The organism is Paraburkholderia sp. D1E (assembly GCF_052682275.1).
Genome location: NZ_JBQYMB010000001.1, coordinates 3,493,412 through 3,507,598 on the forward strand (window position 1 = coordinate 3,493,412; position 14,187 = coordinate 3,507,598).

12 protein-coding genes are annotated in these 14,187 nt (G+C 61.1%); 8 read left to right on the forward strand and 4 right to left on the reverse strand.

Features of this window, described 5'->3' with window-relative positions:
• Positions 1–36: 36 nt before the first annotated feature.
• The 4 genes from ACUN0E_RS15720 (at position 37) to ACUN0E_RS15735 (ending at position 4,129) form a co-directional block, all read left to right on the forward strand.
• Positions 37–678 carry a glutathione S-transferase family protein gene (locus ACUN0E_RS15720; RefSeq protein ID WP_445567184.1) on the forward strand — a complete coding sequence of 214 codons (642 nt, stop codon included), beginning with the start codon at positions 37–39 and terminating at the stop codon, positions 676–678.
• Positions 679–717: 39 nt separating this feature from the next.
• Complete coding sequence (locus tag ACUN0E_RS15725) at positions 718–2,856, forward strand: pyridoxamine 5'-phosphate oxidase family protein (RefSeq protein ID WP_445567185.1); 2,139 nt, start codon at positions 718–720, stop codon at positions 2,854–2,856.
• A gap of 183 nt (positions 2,857–3,039) precedes the next feature.
• On the forward strand, positions 3,040–3,318 hold the full coding sequence (locus ACUN0E_RS15730; RefSeq protein WP_408226615.1) for a hypothetical protein: 279 nt from the start codon (positions 3,040–3,042) through the stop codon (positions 3,316–3,318).
• Positions 3,319–3,337: 19 nt separating this feature from the next.
• Positions 3,338–4,129: a phosphate/phosphite/phosphonate ABC transporter substrate-binding protein gene (locus ACUN0E_RS15735; RefSeq protein ID WP_445567186.1), complete on the forward strand. Its 792-nt coding sequence runs from the start codon at positions 3,338–3,340 to the stop codon at positions 4,127–4,129.
• Positions 4,130–4,138: 9 nt separating this feature from the next.
• On the opposite strand, the gene ACUN0E_RS15740 is transcribed toward ACUN0E_RS15735, so the two are convergent.
• From ACUN0E_RS15740 to ACUN0E_RS15755, 4 genes are all read right to left on the reverse strand, one after another.
• Positions 4,139–6,163, reverse strand: a complete 2,025-nt coding sequence (locus ACUN0E_RS15740) for an acetyl/propionyl/methylcrotonyl-CoA carboxylase subunit alpha (protein WP_445567187.1) — start codon at positions 6,161–6,163, stop codon at positions 4,139–4,141.
• Between the two features lie 79 nt (positions 6,164–6,242).
• Positions 6,243–7,028 carry an enoyl-CoA hydratase/isomerase family protein gene (locus ACUN0E_RS15745; RefSeq protein WP_445567188.1) on the reverse strand — a complete coding sequence of 262 codons (786 nt, stop codon included), beginning with the start codon at positions 7,026–7,028 and terminating at the stop codon, positions 6,243–6,245.
• A 28-nt stretch (positions 7,029–7,056) separates the two neighbouring features.
• A complete protein-coding gene (locus ACUN0E_RS15750; RefSeq protein WP_408337608.1) occupies positions 7,057–8,664 on the reverse strand; it encodes a carboxyl transferase domain-containing protein in 1,608 nt (535 codons plus the stop codon).
• 220 nt (positions 8,665–8,884) lie between these two features.
• Complete coding sequence (locus tag ACUN0E_RS15755) at positions 8,885–10,066, reverse strand: isovaleryl-CoA dehydrogenase (protein WP_445567189.1); 1,182 nt, start codon at positions 10,064–10,066, stop codon at positions 8,885–8,887.
• A gap of 278 nt (positions 10,067–10,344) precedes the next feature.
• On the opposite strand from ACUN0E_RS15755, the gene ACUN0E_RS15760 reads away from it, so the two are divergent.
• The 4 genes from ACUN0E_RS15760 (at position 10,345) to ACUN0E_RS15775 (ending at position 14,106) form a co-directional block, all read left to right on the forward strand.
• Entirely contained in the window at positions 10,345–11,073 is a 729-nt protein-coding gene (locus ACUN0E_RS15760) for a TetR/AcrR family transcriptional regulator (protein WP_445567190.1), read from the forward strand.
• A gap of 419 nt (positions 11,074–11,492) precedes the next feature.
• The gene (locus ACUN0E_RS15765) at positions 11,493–11,690 is read left to right on the forward strand and encodes a hypothetical protein (RefSeq protein ID WP_445567191.1); all 198 of its coding nucleotides are present in this window, start codon (positions 11,493–11,495) and stop codon (positions 11,688–11,690) included.
• A 368-nt stretch (positions 11,691–12,058) separates the two neighbouring features.
• Positions 12,059–12,865 carry a DUF72 domain-containing protein gene (locus tag ACUN0E_RS15770; RefSeq protein ID WP_445567192.1) on the forward strand — a complete coding sequence of 269 codons (807 nt, stop codon included), beginning with the start codon at positions 12,059–12,061 and terminating at the stop codon, positions 12,863–12,865.
• A 122-nt stretch (positions 12,866–12,987) separates the two neighbouring features.
• Positions 12,988–14,106 carry a 3-deoxy-7-phosphoheptulonate synthase gene (locus tag ACUN0E_RS15775; protein ID WP_445567193.1) on the forward strand — a complete coding sequence of 373 codons (1,119 nt, stop codon included), beginning with the start codon at positions 12,988–12,990 and terminating at the stop codon, positions 14,104–14,106.
• The last annotated feature ends 81 nt before the right edge of the window (positions 14,107–14,187 follow it).

Below are 14,187 nucleotides of genomic sequence, written 5' to 3' on the forward strand. Positions count from 1 at the left end.
GACGGGTGTCGGCTTTCCCCGATTCAGGAGCTTTCAATGTCTGCCGCCAAACCCGCCCAGCCGATCCGCCTTCACACCACCCAGCTTTCGGGGCACGGGCATCGCGTTAAATTGTTCCTGACGTTACTCGATTTGCCACTTGAAGTGATCGAACTGGACATGCGTGCCGGTGACAATCGCCGCCCCGAATACCTGAAGCTCAACCCGTTCGGTCAGGTGCCGACGATCGAAGATGGCGACACGGTGCTGTTCGATTCCAATGCCATCCTTGTTTATCTGGCGAAACGCTATGGCGACCCGTCATGGCTACCGGAAGACGCTCCTGGCGCCGCCGCCGTGCAACGATGGCTTTCGCTCGCGGCCGGACAGATCGCTTATGGGCCATGCGCCGCGCGGCTGGTGACGGTATTCGGCGCGCCGCTCAATCTCGACACCGCACAGAAGATTGCCCTCAAGCTGTTCGACGTGCTCGATGCGGAACTTGCCAGCAAACCGTTCGCTGCAGGAGACCGCGTGAGCATTGCCGACATCGCCGCGCATACCTACATCGCCCATGCGCCGGAAGGCGGCGTATCGCTTGAACCGTACCCGAACATCCGGGCATGGCTTCGTCGTGTCGAAGCGCTGCCGCGCTTCATTACGATGCCGGCGACGAAAGCGGGACTGCTCGCCGACTAAGCGAAGACAAAACGCACGCAGCAACAACCCGAGTCCGCCATGTCTCAACACTCTTCCAGCACGCCGCGAGCCTGGGACGCCGCCGACTCGCCCTTTCACGCCGCCGAACGCATGGCGCAGCGGCATGCAGGCGTGAGCGAGGAGGCGGAGTCTAGCGGTCGTCGAGGCATTCGCCGCTACATGCCGGATCAGCATCGGCAGTTTTTCTCCGAGCAGCCGTTCATGGTATTCGGCGCTCTCGATGCAAACGGCCAGCCGTGGGCCACCCTCCGCGCGGCCGCGCCCGGGTTTGTGTCGTCGCCTGACGCGCGCACATTGCGGATCGACGGCGGTGTTTTACCGGGCGATCCACTGGCCGGCCGCTGGCAGCCCGGTATGATGATCGGCGGTTTGGGTCTGCAAGCGCAGACTCGCCGGCGCAATCGCGTCAACGGTGTCGTGTCGTCGGTAGATGGCGATACGGTGATGCTCGAGGTCATGCAAAGCTTCGGCAACTGCGCAAAGTATATTCAGAGCCGTACGCCGACATTCGTTGCGCGCGGCGAAACCAGCACGCGGACAGCCGTTGAGATAACGACCGAACTCAGCGAAGCGGACCGCGCATTACTGGCCAACGCGGATACTTTTTTTATCGCCAGCGCGAACGTCAGCGAAGAAGCCGGCCCAGCGCGCGGCGCCGATGTTTCGCATCGCGGCGGCATGCCGGGCTTCGTCCGCATTGATGACGCCACCACGCTGACAACACCCGATTTCAGCGGCAACCGTTTCTTCAACACTCTAGGCAATCTGCTCCACGATCCACGCGCGGGTTTGTTGTTCGTAGACTTTGCGAGCGGCGATCTGCTGTATATCGCCGCCCTCGCCGAGATCATCTGGGACGGCGCGGAACTGGCCGACTTTCCTCTGGCCGAGCGCGTTGTCCGCTTTCGTATTACGGAAGTGCGGCGCGGCCGCGAGGCGTTGCCGTTTCGCTGGTCTGACGTCGCCTATGCGCCGCAGTTTGTGATGCCCGCTTCAGTGGCCGATTCGCTGCCCGATTCCCTGTCGGCCTCACCGCTCGATTCCCTGCCCGCCCGACCATTCGAATCGCCATGGAAGAAGCTCAGGATCGTCGCCGTGCACGAAGAAACGCCCATGATCCGTTCGTTCTATTTTGAATCGATGGACGACAGGCCGTTGCCGGCGTACGAGCCCGGCCAGTACTTGCCAATCCGCGTGCCGGTCGACGGGTTGGACAAGCCGCTGACGCGCACCTATACGCTGTCTGAGGCGAGCAACCGGCAGCAATACCGGATCACCGTGAAGCGCGACGGGGTCGGCTCCGCGTGGCTGCACGAGCGCTTCGCCGCCGGCACGCAGGTCGAGGCCATGGCACCGCGAGGCACATTCACTTACGACTCAGCAAGTCCGCGCCCCGCCGTGTTCATTTCGGCAGGCATCGGCATCACGCCGATGATCACGATGCTGCATCACGCAATCGCAGCGCGCGAGTCGCATACGCAGCCCAAGCCGCTGCATTTCTTCCATGGTGCGCGAAGCGACGGCGAACGGCCGTTCAGTGCGCACTTGCGGGAACTTGCGGCGCGCCATCCCGCGGTCTCGATGCACCTGTTCGATAGCGCCGCCGATCCGGACATGCACGCGCCTTCCAGCATGTTGGCCGGTCGTGTAAGCGTGGCGGAAATCAAGCGCGCACTGCCTTTCGACGACTACGACTTTTATCTATGTGGTCCCTATTCGTTCATGCGTGAACTGTATGAAGGATTGCGCGGACTTAACGTCGCTGATAACAGAATCCGCTTCGAAACGTTCGGACCGGCGTCCGTCAAACGCTTGCCTGTGAACCCACCGGCGCTTACGCAAGACTCGGCGTCCACAAACGCATCGGAAAACGCTGAGGTCGGCATACCCGTCACGTTCGCGCGATCGCAACGCACCGTTCAATGGCTACCGAAGGACGGCACGCTACTTGAATTCGCGGAGGCTTGTGGCATCGCTGCACAGTCGAGTTGCCGCTCCGGAATGTGCGGCACATGCGCCACGCGCGTGTTGAACGGGCGCGTCGCTTACCAGGAAGCCACCGACGCACCGGTCGAAGCAGGCCACGCGCTCATCTGCATGGGACGACCGTTTGCCAATGAAGCCACAGCGCAGAACGGTCTGTCGCTAGAACTCTGAATGACGGGCCCGACATCCTGGCGCGTAATCCGACACCGTATGCTTCCACACGGATGAGTTCTGTTTCCGACCGGCAAGGTAAAGCCGGCGCCAGGCATTTTCAGACCAAATGCCGGTTTTCCCACATACCGAAAGCTTGCAGCCGATCATCCTGATTACTCACGCATGCGGCGGGAGGTTGCCATGTCGGTATATGTCGATGAAGGATTCAGGCCCTGTGTCACGGAATGCGCGACCGTCGCATTCCGGGTCTGCTTTGACGATCGGGTACAGATTTTCGAGGTCAGCGCCGAGGCACTCATGAGCTATTGCGGCGCGGCGAGCAAACGGCGCCGTGACCTCCTTGTCGCGTTCGAAGACGCGCAACTGGAGATATTGAAGGTGGTGGAGTGCAAATGGCCCTTCAGAGAGACCGAACCCGTGCGGTTGGGGCTCGACGAATTCCGAATGGTCAGACATTAGATATGCCAGAATTGCGTCCATGACCTGGATCGCCGCCCTGCCGATGTACAACGTGACGCCCGCGCTTGCCACCGCGTGGCGCGAGTGGCTGGACGACGTCTTGCGCATGGTGAAGCCGGCGTGTCGCATCGTCGAGCCGGACGAGGAACTGCATGCCTTCTGGCAACGCCCGAACGTACTGCTCTCGCAAACCTGCGGCTTTCCATTGATGCATGGTTTAAACGATCACGTTCAGTTGATCGCAACGCCGCGATTCGATGCCCCGGGCTGCGAAGGCGCGGATTATTCGAGCGTACTGGTCACGCGAGCGGACGCACCATTCGATTCGCTTGCGGCGTGCCGTGGCGCGCGTGCCGCCTACAATCAGGACGATTCGAATAGCGGCATGAACGTGTTTCGCCATGCGGTGGCGCCGCTTGCGCGCGAAGCAGCGTTTTTCAGCGTGGTCCTGCGCACCGGTTCGCATCTCGGATCGTTGCGGGCGGTGGCTGCGAATCGTGCGGACGTCGCCGCAATCGACTGCGTAACGTTCGCTTTTGTCTGCGATGAATTGCCGGAACTGGCGCAAAAGGTTCGCCAGATCGGCGTGACGGCAGCATCGCCAGGTTTGCCCTTGATCGCCTCAAACAACGTGCCGCCCGCGACGATCGAGTCGCTACGCGAGGCACTGAATGAAGCGTACCTTGCACAGCCCGAGCGCGCCAAACGCCTGCGTTTGAAGGGCTTTTCCGCATTGCCGCTTACCGACTACGAACGGATCGAGCACCTCGAAAGCGAAGCGCGCACCTTAGGCTACGCGCGCCTCGCTTAGGCATCGCGGTTACCCTACATCCAGCACCAGAAGTTGCGCCCCATCGGCAACCTGATCACCGACCGCATACAGCACTTCCGACACCGTGCCTGCCGCAGGTGCGCCGATCGTGTGCTCCATCTTCATCGCTTCCATCACGATCAGCGGCGTGCCCTTCTCCACCACCGTGCCCGGCTCAACCAGCACCGCGATCACCTTGCCCGGCATCGGCGCGGTCAACCGGCCTTCGCCGCCTTCAGCATCCGCGGCATGCGCGAGCAGGTTCTGCCACTCGAACGCCAGCGTCTCGCCGAGGCAGAACACGTGGAACGTATCGCCGTCGATGAAAACGCGCCCGGTTACCCGCGCATCGCCGATCGTCGCGCGGTATTCGTGCTGGCCTGTGCCGTTCGACCACGTGAAGTCCTCGCGCACGCCGTCGTGTTCGAGCGTTTGCGTGGCGCTGTCGCGTGCGAACGTGACGGTGAATGCACTTTCGTTGTCGCTGTTATCGCCGATATTGCGCCAGCCGAGCGTCTGCGTGTAGCCACTATTCAGCCGCCAGTGCGATAGTGCGTCCCACGGCGACGCTCCATGCGCGGCGCCACCTTCGCGCGTCAGCAACGCGGCGCAGGCGAGCGCCAACGCTTCCTTGAAGGGCTTCTTCACGGCCGCGAACAAGGCATCGTGATGACGTTCGATCAAACCCGTATCGAGATCGCCCGTCGCGAACGGCTCGCTCGTGACGATGCGTTGCAGGAACTCGACGTTGGTGTGCGGGCCGACCACTTCACAGGCACGCAGCGCGCGGTTCAGACGCGCGAGCGCCTCTTCACGCGTCGCACCGTGGACGATCAGCTTGGCAATCATCGGATCGTAGAACGGCGTGATGGTGTCGCCTTCGCGCACGCCGCTGTCGATGCGTACCGACGCTTTGCGGTCCGGCTCGCCGATGGAAAATTCGACGCCTTCGGGCATGCGCAAATGCTTGAGCGTGCCGGTGGACGGCAGGAAGCCACGCGCAGGATGCTCGGCGTAGATACGCGCCTCGATCGCATGGCCGTCGATTTTCAGCTGGTGCTGCGTGAGCGGCAGCGGTTCGTCGGCCGCGACGCGCAGTTGCCATTCCACCAGGTCCTGCCTCGTCACCATTTCCGTAACCGGATGCTCGACCTGCAGGCGCGTGTTCATCTCCATGAAGTAGAAGTCGCCCGTGCTGGTCATGATGAACTCGACCGTGCCGGCACCGACGTAATTCACCGCACGCGCGGCGGCCACTGCTGCTTCGCCCATCTCGCGCTTGATTTCCGGGGATAGCCCCGGTGCCGGCGCCTCTTCCAGCACCTTCTGGTGACGCCGCTGCACCGAGCAGTCGCGATCGAACAGGTACACCGCGCCGCCGTGACGGTCCGCGAACACCTGCACTTCCACGTGACGCGGCCGCATCAGATACTTTTCGATCAGCACGCGATCGTTGCCGAAACTGCTGGCCGCTTCGCGTTTGCACGACGCCAACGCCGCCGCGAAGTCTTCAGTACGCTCGACGACGCGCATACCCTTACCACCGCCACCCGCGCTCGCTTTCAGCAAGACCGGATAACCGATCGCATCGGCTTCGCGATGCAGCAACTGCGGATCCTGATCGTCGCCGTGATAACCCGGCACGAGCGGCACAGCGGCTGCATGCATCAGGGCCTTCGCGGCCGCCTTCGAGCCCATCGCGGCGATCGCTTCGACCGGCGGTCCGATGAATACGATGCCGGCCGCTTCGCAGGCATGCGCGAAGTCTTCGTTTTCCGACAGGAAGCCGTAGCCCGGATGCACGGCCTGTGCGCCGGTTGCGCGTGCGGCTTCGATGATGCGCTCGACGCGCAGGTAGCTTTCCGCTGCGGTCGATCCGCCGATATGCACCGCCTCGTCGCAGGCGGCCACGTGTTTCGCGTTGGCGTCCGCATCGGAATACACGGCCACGCTCGCGATGCCGAGCCGCTTGCAGGTCGCAGCGACGCGGCACGCAATCTCGCCGCGGTTGGCAATCAGGATCTTGTTGAACATGAGGTGTCTCGTTCCGTTCTCGGGCTGTTGTTCTGGTGAAGGCCGGCCTGCGCCTCGGAATAGGTGCCTTCGTGGCGCTTCAACTGCGCCAGGACGGCGTGCGTTTTTCGAGGAACGACGTGACGCCTTCACGGCCTTCCGCACCGGCTCGCGTGCGCGCGATGCGCGCGGCCGTATCCTCGATCATGGCCTCGTTCAACTCGTGCCCGGCGATGTCCTGCACGAGTTGCTTGCAGGCACGCACCGCTTGCGGACCGTTTGCGCAAAGCGTTTCAGCAATCTGCTGCACGGTAGCGTCGAGTTGCTCCATGCCCACCGCTTCGCTCACAAGGCCCAGGCGAAACGCCGTCGCGCAATCGAACTGCTCGGCGGTCATGAAGTAGCGGCGCGACGCCTGCTCGCCCAACGCACGGATCACGTACGGCGCAATGGTCGCCGGTATCAGACCGAGACGCGCTTCCGAAAGGCAAAAACGCGCGCTCTCCACCGCGACGACGATATCGCACGCCGAGATCAAACCCATGCCGCCCGCGTAGGCGTCGCCGCTTACACGCGCGATCACCGGCTTGTTGCAGCGATAGATCGACGACAGCATGTTCGCCAGCAGCATCGCGTCGGCACGGTTCTCGGCGTCCGAGTAACCGGCCATCTTCTTCATCCAGTTCAGATCAGCGCCCGCACAGAACGCTTTGCCGTTCGCGGCAAGCACGACCGCGCGCACGTCATCACGCGCGTTCAGTGCCGTGAAGGCCGAGGTCACCTCGGCGATCATCGTTTCGTTGAACGCGTTGCGCACGTCCGGCCGATTCAGCGTGACCGTGGCAATCTGACCAGAAAACGCGAGATTCAGCGTTTCGTATTGCATCGTTGCAGCTCCTGCGCGTAGCGCGCTGTCACATTCTGAACACGCCAAAACGCGTGTCTTCGATCGGTGCGTTCATCGTCGCCGAGAGGCCGAGACCGAGCACGTCGCGTGTCTGCGCCGGGTCGATCACTCCGTCGTCCCACAGACGCGCGCTCGCGTAGTACGGGTGCCCCTGATGTTCGTATTGCTCGCGGATCGGCTGCTTGAACGCCTCTTCCTCTTCCGCGCTCCACGAACCGCCCTTGCCTTCGATACCGTCGCGCTTGACCGTGGCCAGCACCGACGCCGCCTGCTCGCCGCCCATCACCGAGATGCGTGCATTCGGCCACATCCACAGGAAGCGCGGCGAATACGCGCGGCCGCACATGCCGTAGTTGCCGGCCCCGAACGAACCACCGATGATCACCGTGAATTTCGGCACTTTCGCCGTCGCCACGGCGGTCACCATCTTCGCGCCGTTACGTGCGATGCCTTCGTTTTCGTACTTGCGGCCCACCATGAAACCCGTGATGTTCTGCAGGAACACCAGCGGGATCTTGCGCTGACAGCACAGTTCGATGAAGTGCGCGCCCTTGAGCGCCGACTCCGAAAACAGAATACCGTTGTTCGCGATGATGCCGACCGGATGCCCCCAGATATGCGCGAAGCCGGTCACGAGCGTGGTGCCGTAGCGGGCCTTGAATTCGTCGAAAGCAGAATCGTCGACGATACGCGCGATCACCTCGCGGATATCGAACGGTTTACGCGTATCGACAGGGATCACACCGTACATGCTCTTCACGTCATAGCGCGGCGGCTTCGGTTCCTGCAACGCCACCGGCACCTGCTTCGTGCGATTCAGATTGCCGACGATGCTGCGCGCAATACCCAGCGCATGTGCGTCGTTCTGCGCGAGATGATCGACCACACCCGACAGACGTGTATGCACGTCGCCGCCGCCGAGGTCTTCGGCGCTTACCACTTCGCCGGTTGCGGCTTTGACGAGCGGCGGACCGCCCAGAAAAATCGTCCCTTGATTCTTGACGATGATCGACTCGTCGCTCATGGCGGGAACATAGGCGCCGCCTGCCGTACACGAGCCCATCACGACGGCGATTTGCGGAATGCCTGCCGCCGACAGATTCGCCTGGTTAAAGAAGATGCGGCCGAAGTGATCGCGATCGGGGAACACGTCATCCTGATTCGGCAGATTCGCACCGCCCGAGTCGACCAGGTAGACGCACGGCAAGTGGTTTTCGGCAGCGATTTCCTGCGCCCGCACGTGCTTTTTCACAGTGACGGGATAGTAGGTGCCACCTTTGACCGTCGCGTCGTTGCAGACGATCACGCACTCCTGCCCCGCGATCCGGCCGATGCCGGTGATGACGCCCGCGCCCGGCGCGTCGTCGTTGTACATGCCATTGGCGGCGAGTTGCGAGAACTCGAGAAACGGCGTGCCGGGATCGAGCAGTTTCTCGATACGCTCGCGCGGCAGCAGTTTGCCGCGGCCCGTGTGTTTGTCGCGTGCCGCCTGGCCGCCGCCCAGCGCAAGTTTCTCGATCTTCGCGCGAAGATCGGCGACCAGTACTTCGAGCGCCGCCGCATTGGTGCGGAAGTCGTCCGAGCGCGGATTCAGCTTTGATTCGATGATCGGCATTGCTTGCCTTCTCCTGTGTCGACCAGAGTTAGTGCTTTAGCACTTACTCTGGTCCCATGCAGAGCGCTCCGATCCCATGCAAGGTGGTTGCTATCGCCGCTTCTTGCAGGCCTGCAGGGACGCTGCGCTGGGTCGTGCGTTGTAGTGCACCATAGGCTGCAATGATCACGCGGTGGCTCCACAGTGATTCATTAAGCAGCGCGATGCGCGGTGCCGTAACTCAAGCCGTCTCAGCGAACAGTTCGCGGCCGATCAGCATGCGGCGGATTTCACTCGTGCCCGCGCCGATTTCATAGAGCTTCGCATCGCGCCACAGACGGCCCACCGGATACTCGTTGATATAGCCATTGCCGCCGAGGATCTGAATCGCCTCGCCAGCCATCCACGTCGCTTTTTCTGCGGTGTAGAGAATCACGCCCGCGCAGTCCTTCCGCACCTGGCGCACATGTCCGTTGCCGAGCGTGTCGAGTTGACGGCCCACTGCGTAGAGATACGCGCGACACGCTTGCAGCGTGGTGTACAGATCGGCGACTTTGCCTTGAATCAGCTGGAATTCGCCGATCGCCTGACCGAACTGTTTGCGGTCGTGGATATACGGCACGACTGCGTCCATGACCGCGACCATGATGCCGGTCGGGCCGCCGGCGAGCACGGCGCGTTCGTAATCGAGGCCGCTCATCAGCACCTTCACGCCGCCGTTCAACTGGCCGAGGATATTTTCTTCCGGCACTTCCACGTTCTCGAACACCAGTTCACCGGTGTGGGAGCCGCGCATACCGAGCTTGTCGAGCTTTTGCGCAACCGAGAAGCCCTTCATACCTTTCTCGACGATAAACGCGGTAATACCGCGCGAATTCGCTTCGAGATCGGTTTTTGCATAGACGACGAGCGTGTCGCAATCCGGGCCGTTGGTGATCCACATTTTCGTGCCGTTCAGCACATAGTGATCGCCCTTCTTGTCCGCGCGCAGCTTCATGCTGACGACGTCAGAACCCGCGTTCGGCTCGCTCATGGCGAGTGCGCCGATGTGCTCACCGGAAACGAGTTTGGGCAGATATTTTTCCTTTTGTGCTGCCGTGCCGTTGCGATGAATCTGGTTGACACACAGATTCGAGTGCGCGCCGTACGAGAGACCGACCGATGCCGACGCGCGCGAGATCTCTTCCATCGCGATCATGTGCGCCGTGTAGCCCATATTCGCGCCGCCGTACTCCTCCGAGACCGTCATGCCGAGCACGCCCAGGTCGCCGAATTTGCGCCACAGGTCCATAGGGAACTGGTCTGTACGATCGATTTCCGCGGCACGCGGAGCGATTTCTTTGGCAGCGAATCCCGCGATGCTGTCGCGCAGCATTTCGATTTCTTCGCCGAGCGGGAATTGCAAACCGGGCAGGTTACTCATTGCTGTGTCTCCAGAGTTCGTTGGCGGCCGGCCAGCCTGGGTAGGTGCCGGCTCGTCTGAGTGCGACTCAGCGGACGACGGCAGCCTTATGGGCCACCCTCATCGCTCCGCACGAGACGCGAAACGTTCAAGGCGCATTTCACGCTAGATTTACGTAAGCGTCAATAGGTATTTTTGAGTGTCACTCAGAAATGGTCAGACTCAGTCCAGACAGTTCTATAGCGTGATAGGATCGCCGTCATGGGGCTATCGGCCCGACAAAACTGAACTGGACTCATATGACGGTTGCCTTGAAGGCTGAGTTACCTGCCTCGCGCCGCCGGCCGGCCGGGCGCAAGTCGCAGCAGCGCGTGAAGGAGATATTGCAGGCGGGGCGCGACGTGTTCTCCGAAAAGGGCTATGAGCGCGCGACGACGGCGGAGATTGCGCAGCGCCTGGGCATTTCCGAGGCGACCGTGTTCAGCTATTTCCGCGGCAAGCGCGAGTTATGCGCGCGGGTGATCGGCGACTGGTACGACGAAATCATTGAGGCAATCGAGTCCGGTTTGCCGCGTGATGGCAACGTGCGCCAGCAATTTGCTTTTATTGTGCGCACGCATTTGCGCTTGATGCTGGTCAATGGCACTGACCTGTGTGCTTTGGTGTTGTCCGAGGGCCGGGCTCGGCATCATGAGCTGAGTGAGGCGCTGACGGAATTACAGCGGCGGTATACGGCTCCCTTGATGCGGGTGTTGGCGCAGGGCCAGGAGACTGGGCAGATTCGGGCCGATATGCCATTGAGGCTACTGCGGTCGATGGTGTTCGGACCGATGGAGCATGTGCTTTGGGATGCCACTTTGGCTAATCGGCACATTGATATTGACGCTACCGCGGATCAGTTGATCGATGTTTTGTGGGCTGCGCTTATGCCGCCGGATTTGGCGGTTAGTGCTTTGCAGCAGTTCAGGGCTGAGGTGGCTGAGGCTAACCGGCGGTTTGAAAAGGCTGCACGTGGTGATGGTGAATAGTGGTTTTTTTGCCTGCGCGGCGCTTTGTTTGCTGGTTTGCCTGTGGCGTTAGGCATTGCTTGTTTCGTTGCCTGCGCGGCGCTTGATGTTTGTGGTTTTATGGCGTTGGCCTTTCCTTGAATTCTTATTGGTCTATTAGCGTCGCCCCTGTGCGGGGCAGGCACCCACTTCTCTTTGCCGCCGCAAAGAGAAGTAGGCAAGAGAAAGCGGCTCACACCGCTAACTCTTAAGCGGGTCCCCTGGCTTGGAGGAGCCAGTGGTGCATCTGGAATCCATGCCCTCGCCCATTCTGCGTAAGTGACAAGGAAGTCATCAGCTCCCACTCCGCACTGCGTGCGTCGCGGATGGGTCTGCATGGGAAACCAGAGGCTTCGTTTGAACGTGGCGGAAGCCATCGGCTTCGCCTCTGCGAAACGCCCATGTATCCAAAAACAATCTCCATTCGCCAATCAAAGTATAAAACCACAAACCGAAAAAACACGGTTGCCATGCCGGTGGCGGTGGCGGTGGCGGTGGCGGTGGCGGTGGCGGTGGCGGTGGCGGTGGCGGTGGCGGTGGCGGTGGCGGTGGCGGTGGCGGGCTACGATACTGAGCGAAGCGCAGGTACGAACACGTAGTGATCGGTTCTATGAGGTGCGCTTCGGCGCGCGCAGCGCCGCCGGAAGTATGACGCCCTTGTCACTCACGCGGAGTGTGCGAGAGCACGGATTCCAGATGCACCACTACCGTGACTGCGCGAGGGACCCGCTTAAAAGCTAGCGGTGTGAGCTGCTTTCTTTTGCCTACTTTTCTTTGCAGCAGGCAAAGAAAAGTAGGTGCCTGCCCCGCACAGGGGCGACGCTAATAATCCAATATCAATTCAAGGAAAGGCCAAAACCACAAAAACACAGACAAGCGCCGCACAGGCAAAAAACCAACCACAAACAAATACGCTAATCTACCCCTCCCGGCGGAGCCCCAACGAGGATCAACGAGGACCAACAAAATGCCATCAGCAAAAACCGGACAAATCCGAATCGGCATAGGCGGCTGGACCTATGCCCCCTGGCGAGGCACCTTCTACCCAACAGACCTCACGCAAAGCCGTGAACTCGAGCACGCGAGCAAAAACCTCACCTCGATAGAAATCAATGGCACTTTCTACGGCTTGCAAAAACCGTCAAGCTACGAAAAGTGGTACCAGGAAACGCCGGAAGATTTCGTCTTCTCGCTAAAAGCCCCCCGCTACGCAACCAACAGAAAAGTCCTGGCAGACGCCGACGAAACCATCGAACGCTTCCTCGCCAGCGGCCTGCTCCTGCTAAAACAGAAACTAGGCCCAATCAACTGGCAATTCGCAACCACCAAAAAGTTCGACCCGGAAGACTTCGAGGCCTTCCTGAAACTGCTGCCCGCCAGCATAGAAGGCCAAAAACTACGACACGCAGTCGAAGTCCGCAACGACAGCTTCAAGACCCCCGAATTCATCGCACTAGCCAGAAAGTACAAAGTCGCCATCGTGCTGGCAGCCGACAGCGACTACCCGCAAATCGCCGACATCACCGCGCCATTCGTCTATGCCCGCATCATGGGTACAAGCGACAAGGAGGCTAAAGGTTATTCGCCCAAAGCCCTCGACGTCTGGGTCGAACGCACCCGCCAACTCGCCGCCGGCACGACACCGGACGACCTGGAAACATCAGCCGCAGCCCCCGCGAAAACCACAGCGCGCGACGTCTACCTCTACGTCATCAGCGGCTTCAAGGAACGCAATCCGGCCGCCGCCATGGCGCTGATCAAACGCCTCGAATAACGGTCATCCGGCCTGCACGCGCGAGTGTCATAATCCCGGCAGCCAACTGACGCACTGACGCACCAACACTCACACATTCAGGCCGTGAGACCACCCCAACACCCAAAGTCCGGGAGAATATTTTGAGCGCCATCGACAATCCTTTGCACGATCAGGAAGTCGGCTCGGCCGACGCCACCCAGGACACCACCCGCATCGACGACGTTCGTATCGGCGCGGTACGTCCGCTGATTTCGCCCGCCCTGCTGCAGGACGAGTTGCGTGTGCCGCCGTCGGTGCAGACGCTCGTCGAGAAAACCCGCGCGGAAATCGCCGACATTCTGCACGGCCGTGACGACCGGCTCGTGATGATCGTCGGTCCGTGTTCAATTCACGACCACGATCAGGCGATCGAATACGCACGCAAGCTCAAGGTCGCGGCACAGACCTACAAGGACGATCTGCTGATCGTCATGCGCGTTTACTTCGAAAAACCGCGCACCACGGTCGGCTGGAAAGGCTATATCAACGACCCACGTCTCGATGGCAGCTTCCGCATCAACGAAGGGTTGCGTCTCGCACGACAACTGCTGCTCGACATCAATGGTCTCGGCTTGCCCACGGCCACCGAATTTCTCGACTTGCTCAGCCCGCAGTACATCGCGGATCTGATCGCGTGGGGCGCTATCGGCGCGCGCACGACGGAGAGCCAGAGTCACCGGCAGCTTGCATCAGGGTTGAGCTGCCCGATCGGCTTCAAGAACGGCACGGACGGCGGCGTGCAAATCGCCGCGGACGCGATCGTTGCGGCACGCGCAAGTCACGCGTTCATGGGTATGACCAAGATGGGGATGGCTGCGATCTTCGAAACGCGTGGCAATGACGACGCGCACGTTATCTTGCGCGGCGGCAAGAAAGGGCCGAATTACGACAGTGCGTCAGTTGAAGCAACCTGCGCTGCACTCAAATCGGCTGGCCTGCGCGAACAGGTCATGATCGATTGTTCACACGCGAACTCAGGCAAATCGCATTTGCGTCAACTCGACGTGGTGCAGGATCTGGCGCAGCAACTCTCGCAGCGCGAGCGCCGCATTGTCGGCGTCATGCTTGAAAGTCATCTGGAAGAAGGCCGTCAGGATCTGAAGGCCGATGTGCCACTGCGTTACGGCGTATCGATTACGGACGCCTGCGTGAGCTGGGCGCAGACCGAACCGGTGCTGGAGACGCTGGCGGAGGCGACCCGGAAGCGACGCGCGGGCTGAACTCGCCAACGCGGCCTGCACGATCTCGCGCAACCAATAACCGTAACCGACGGCTGGGAGGCGAGCGTGCATGACGCAAAC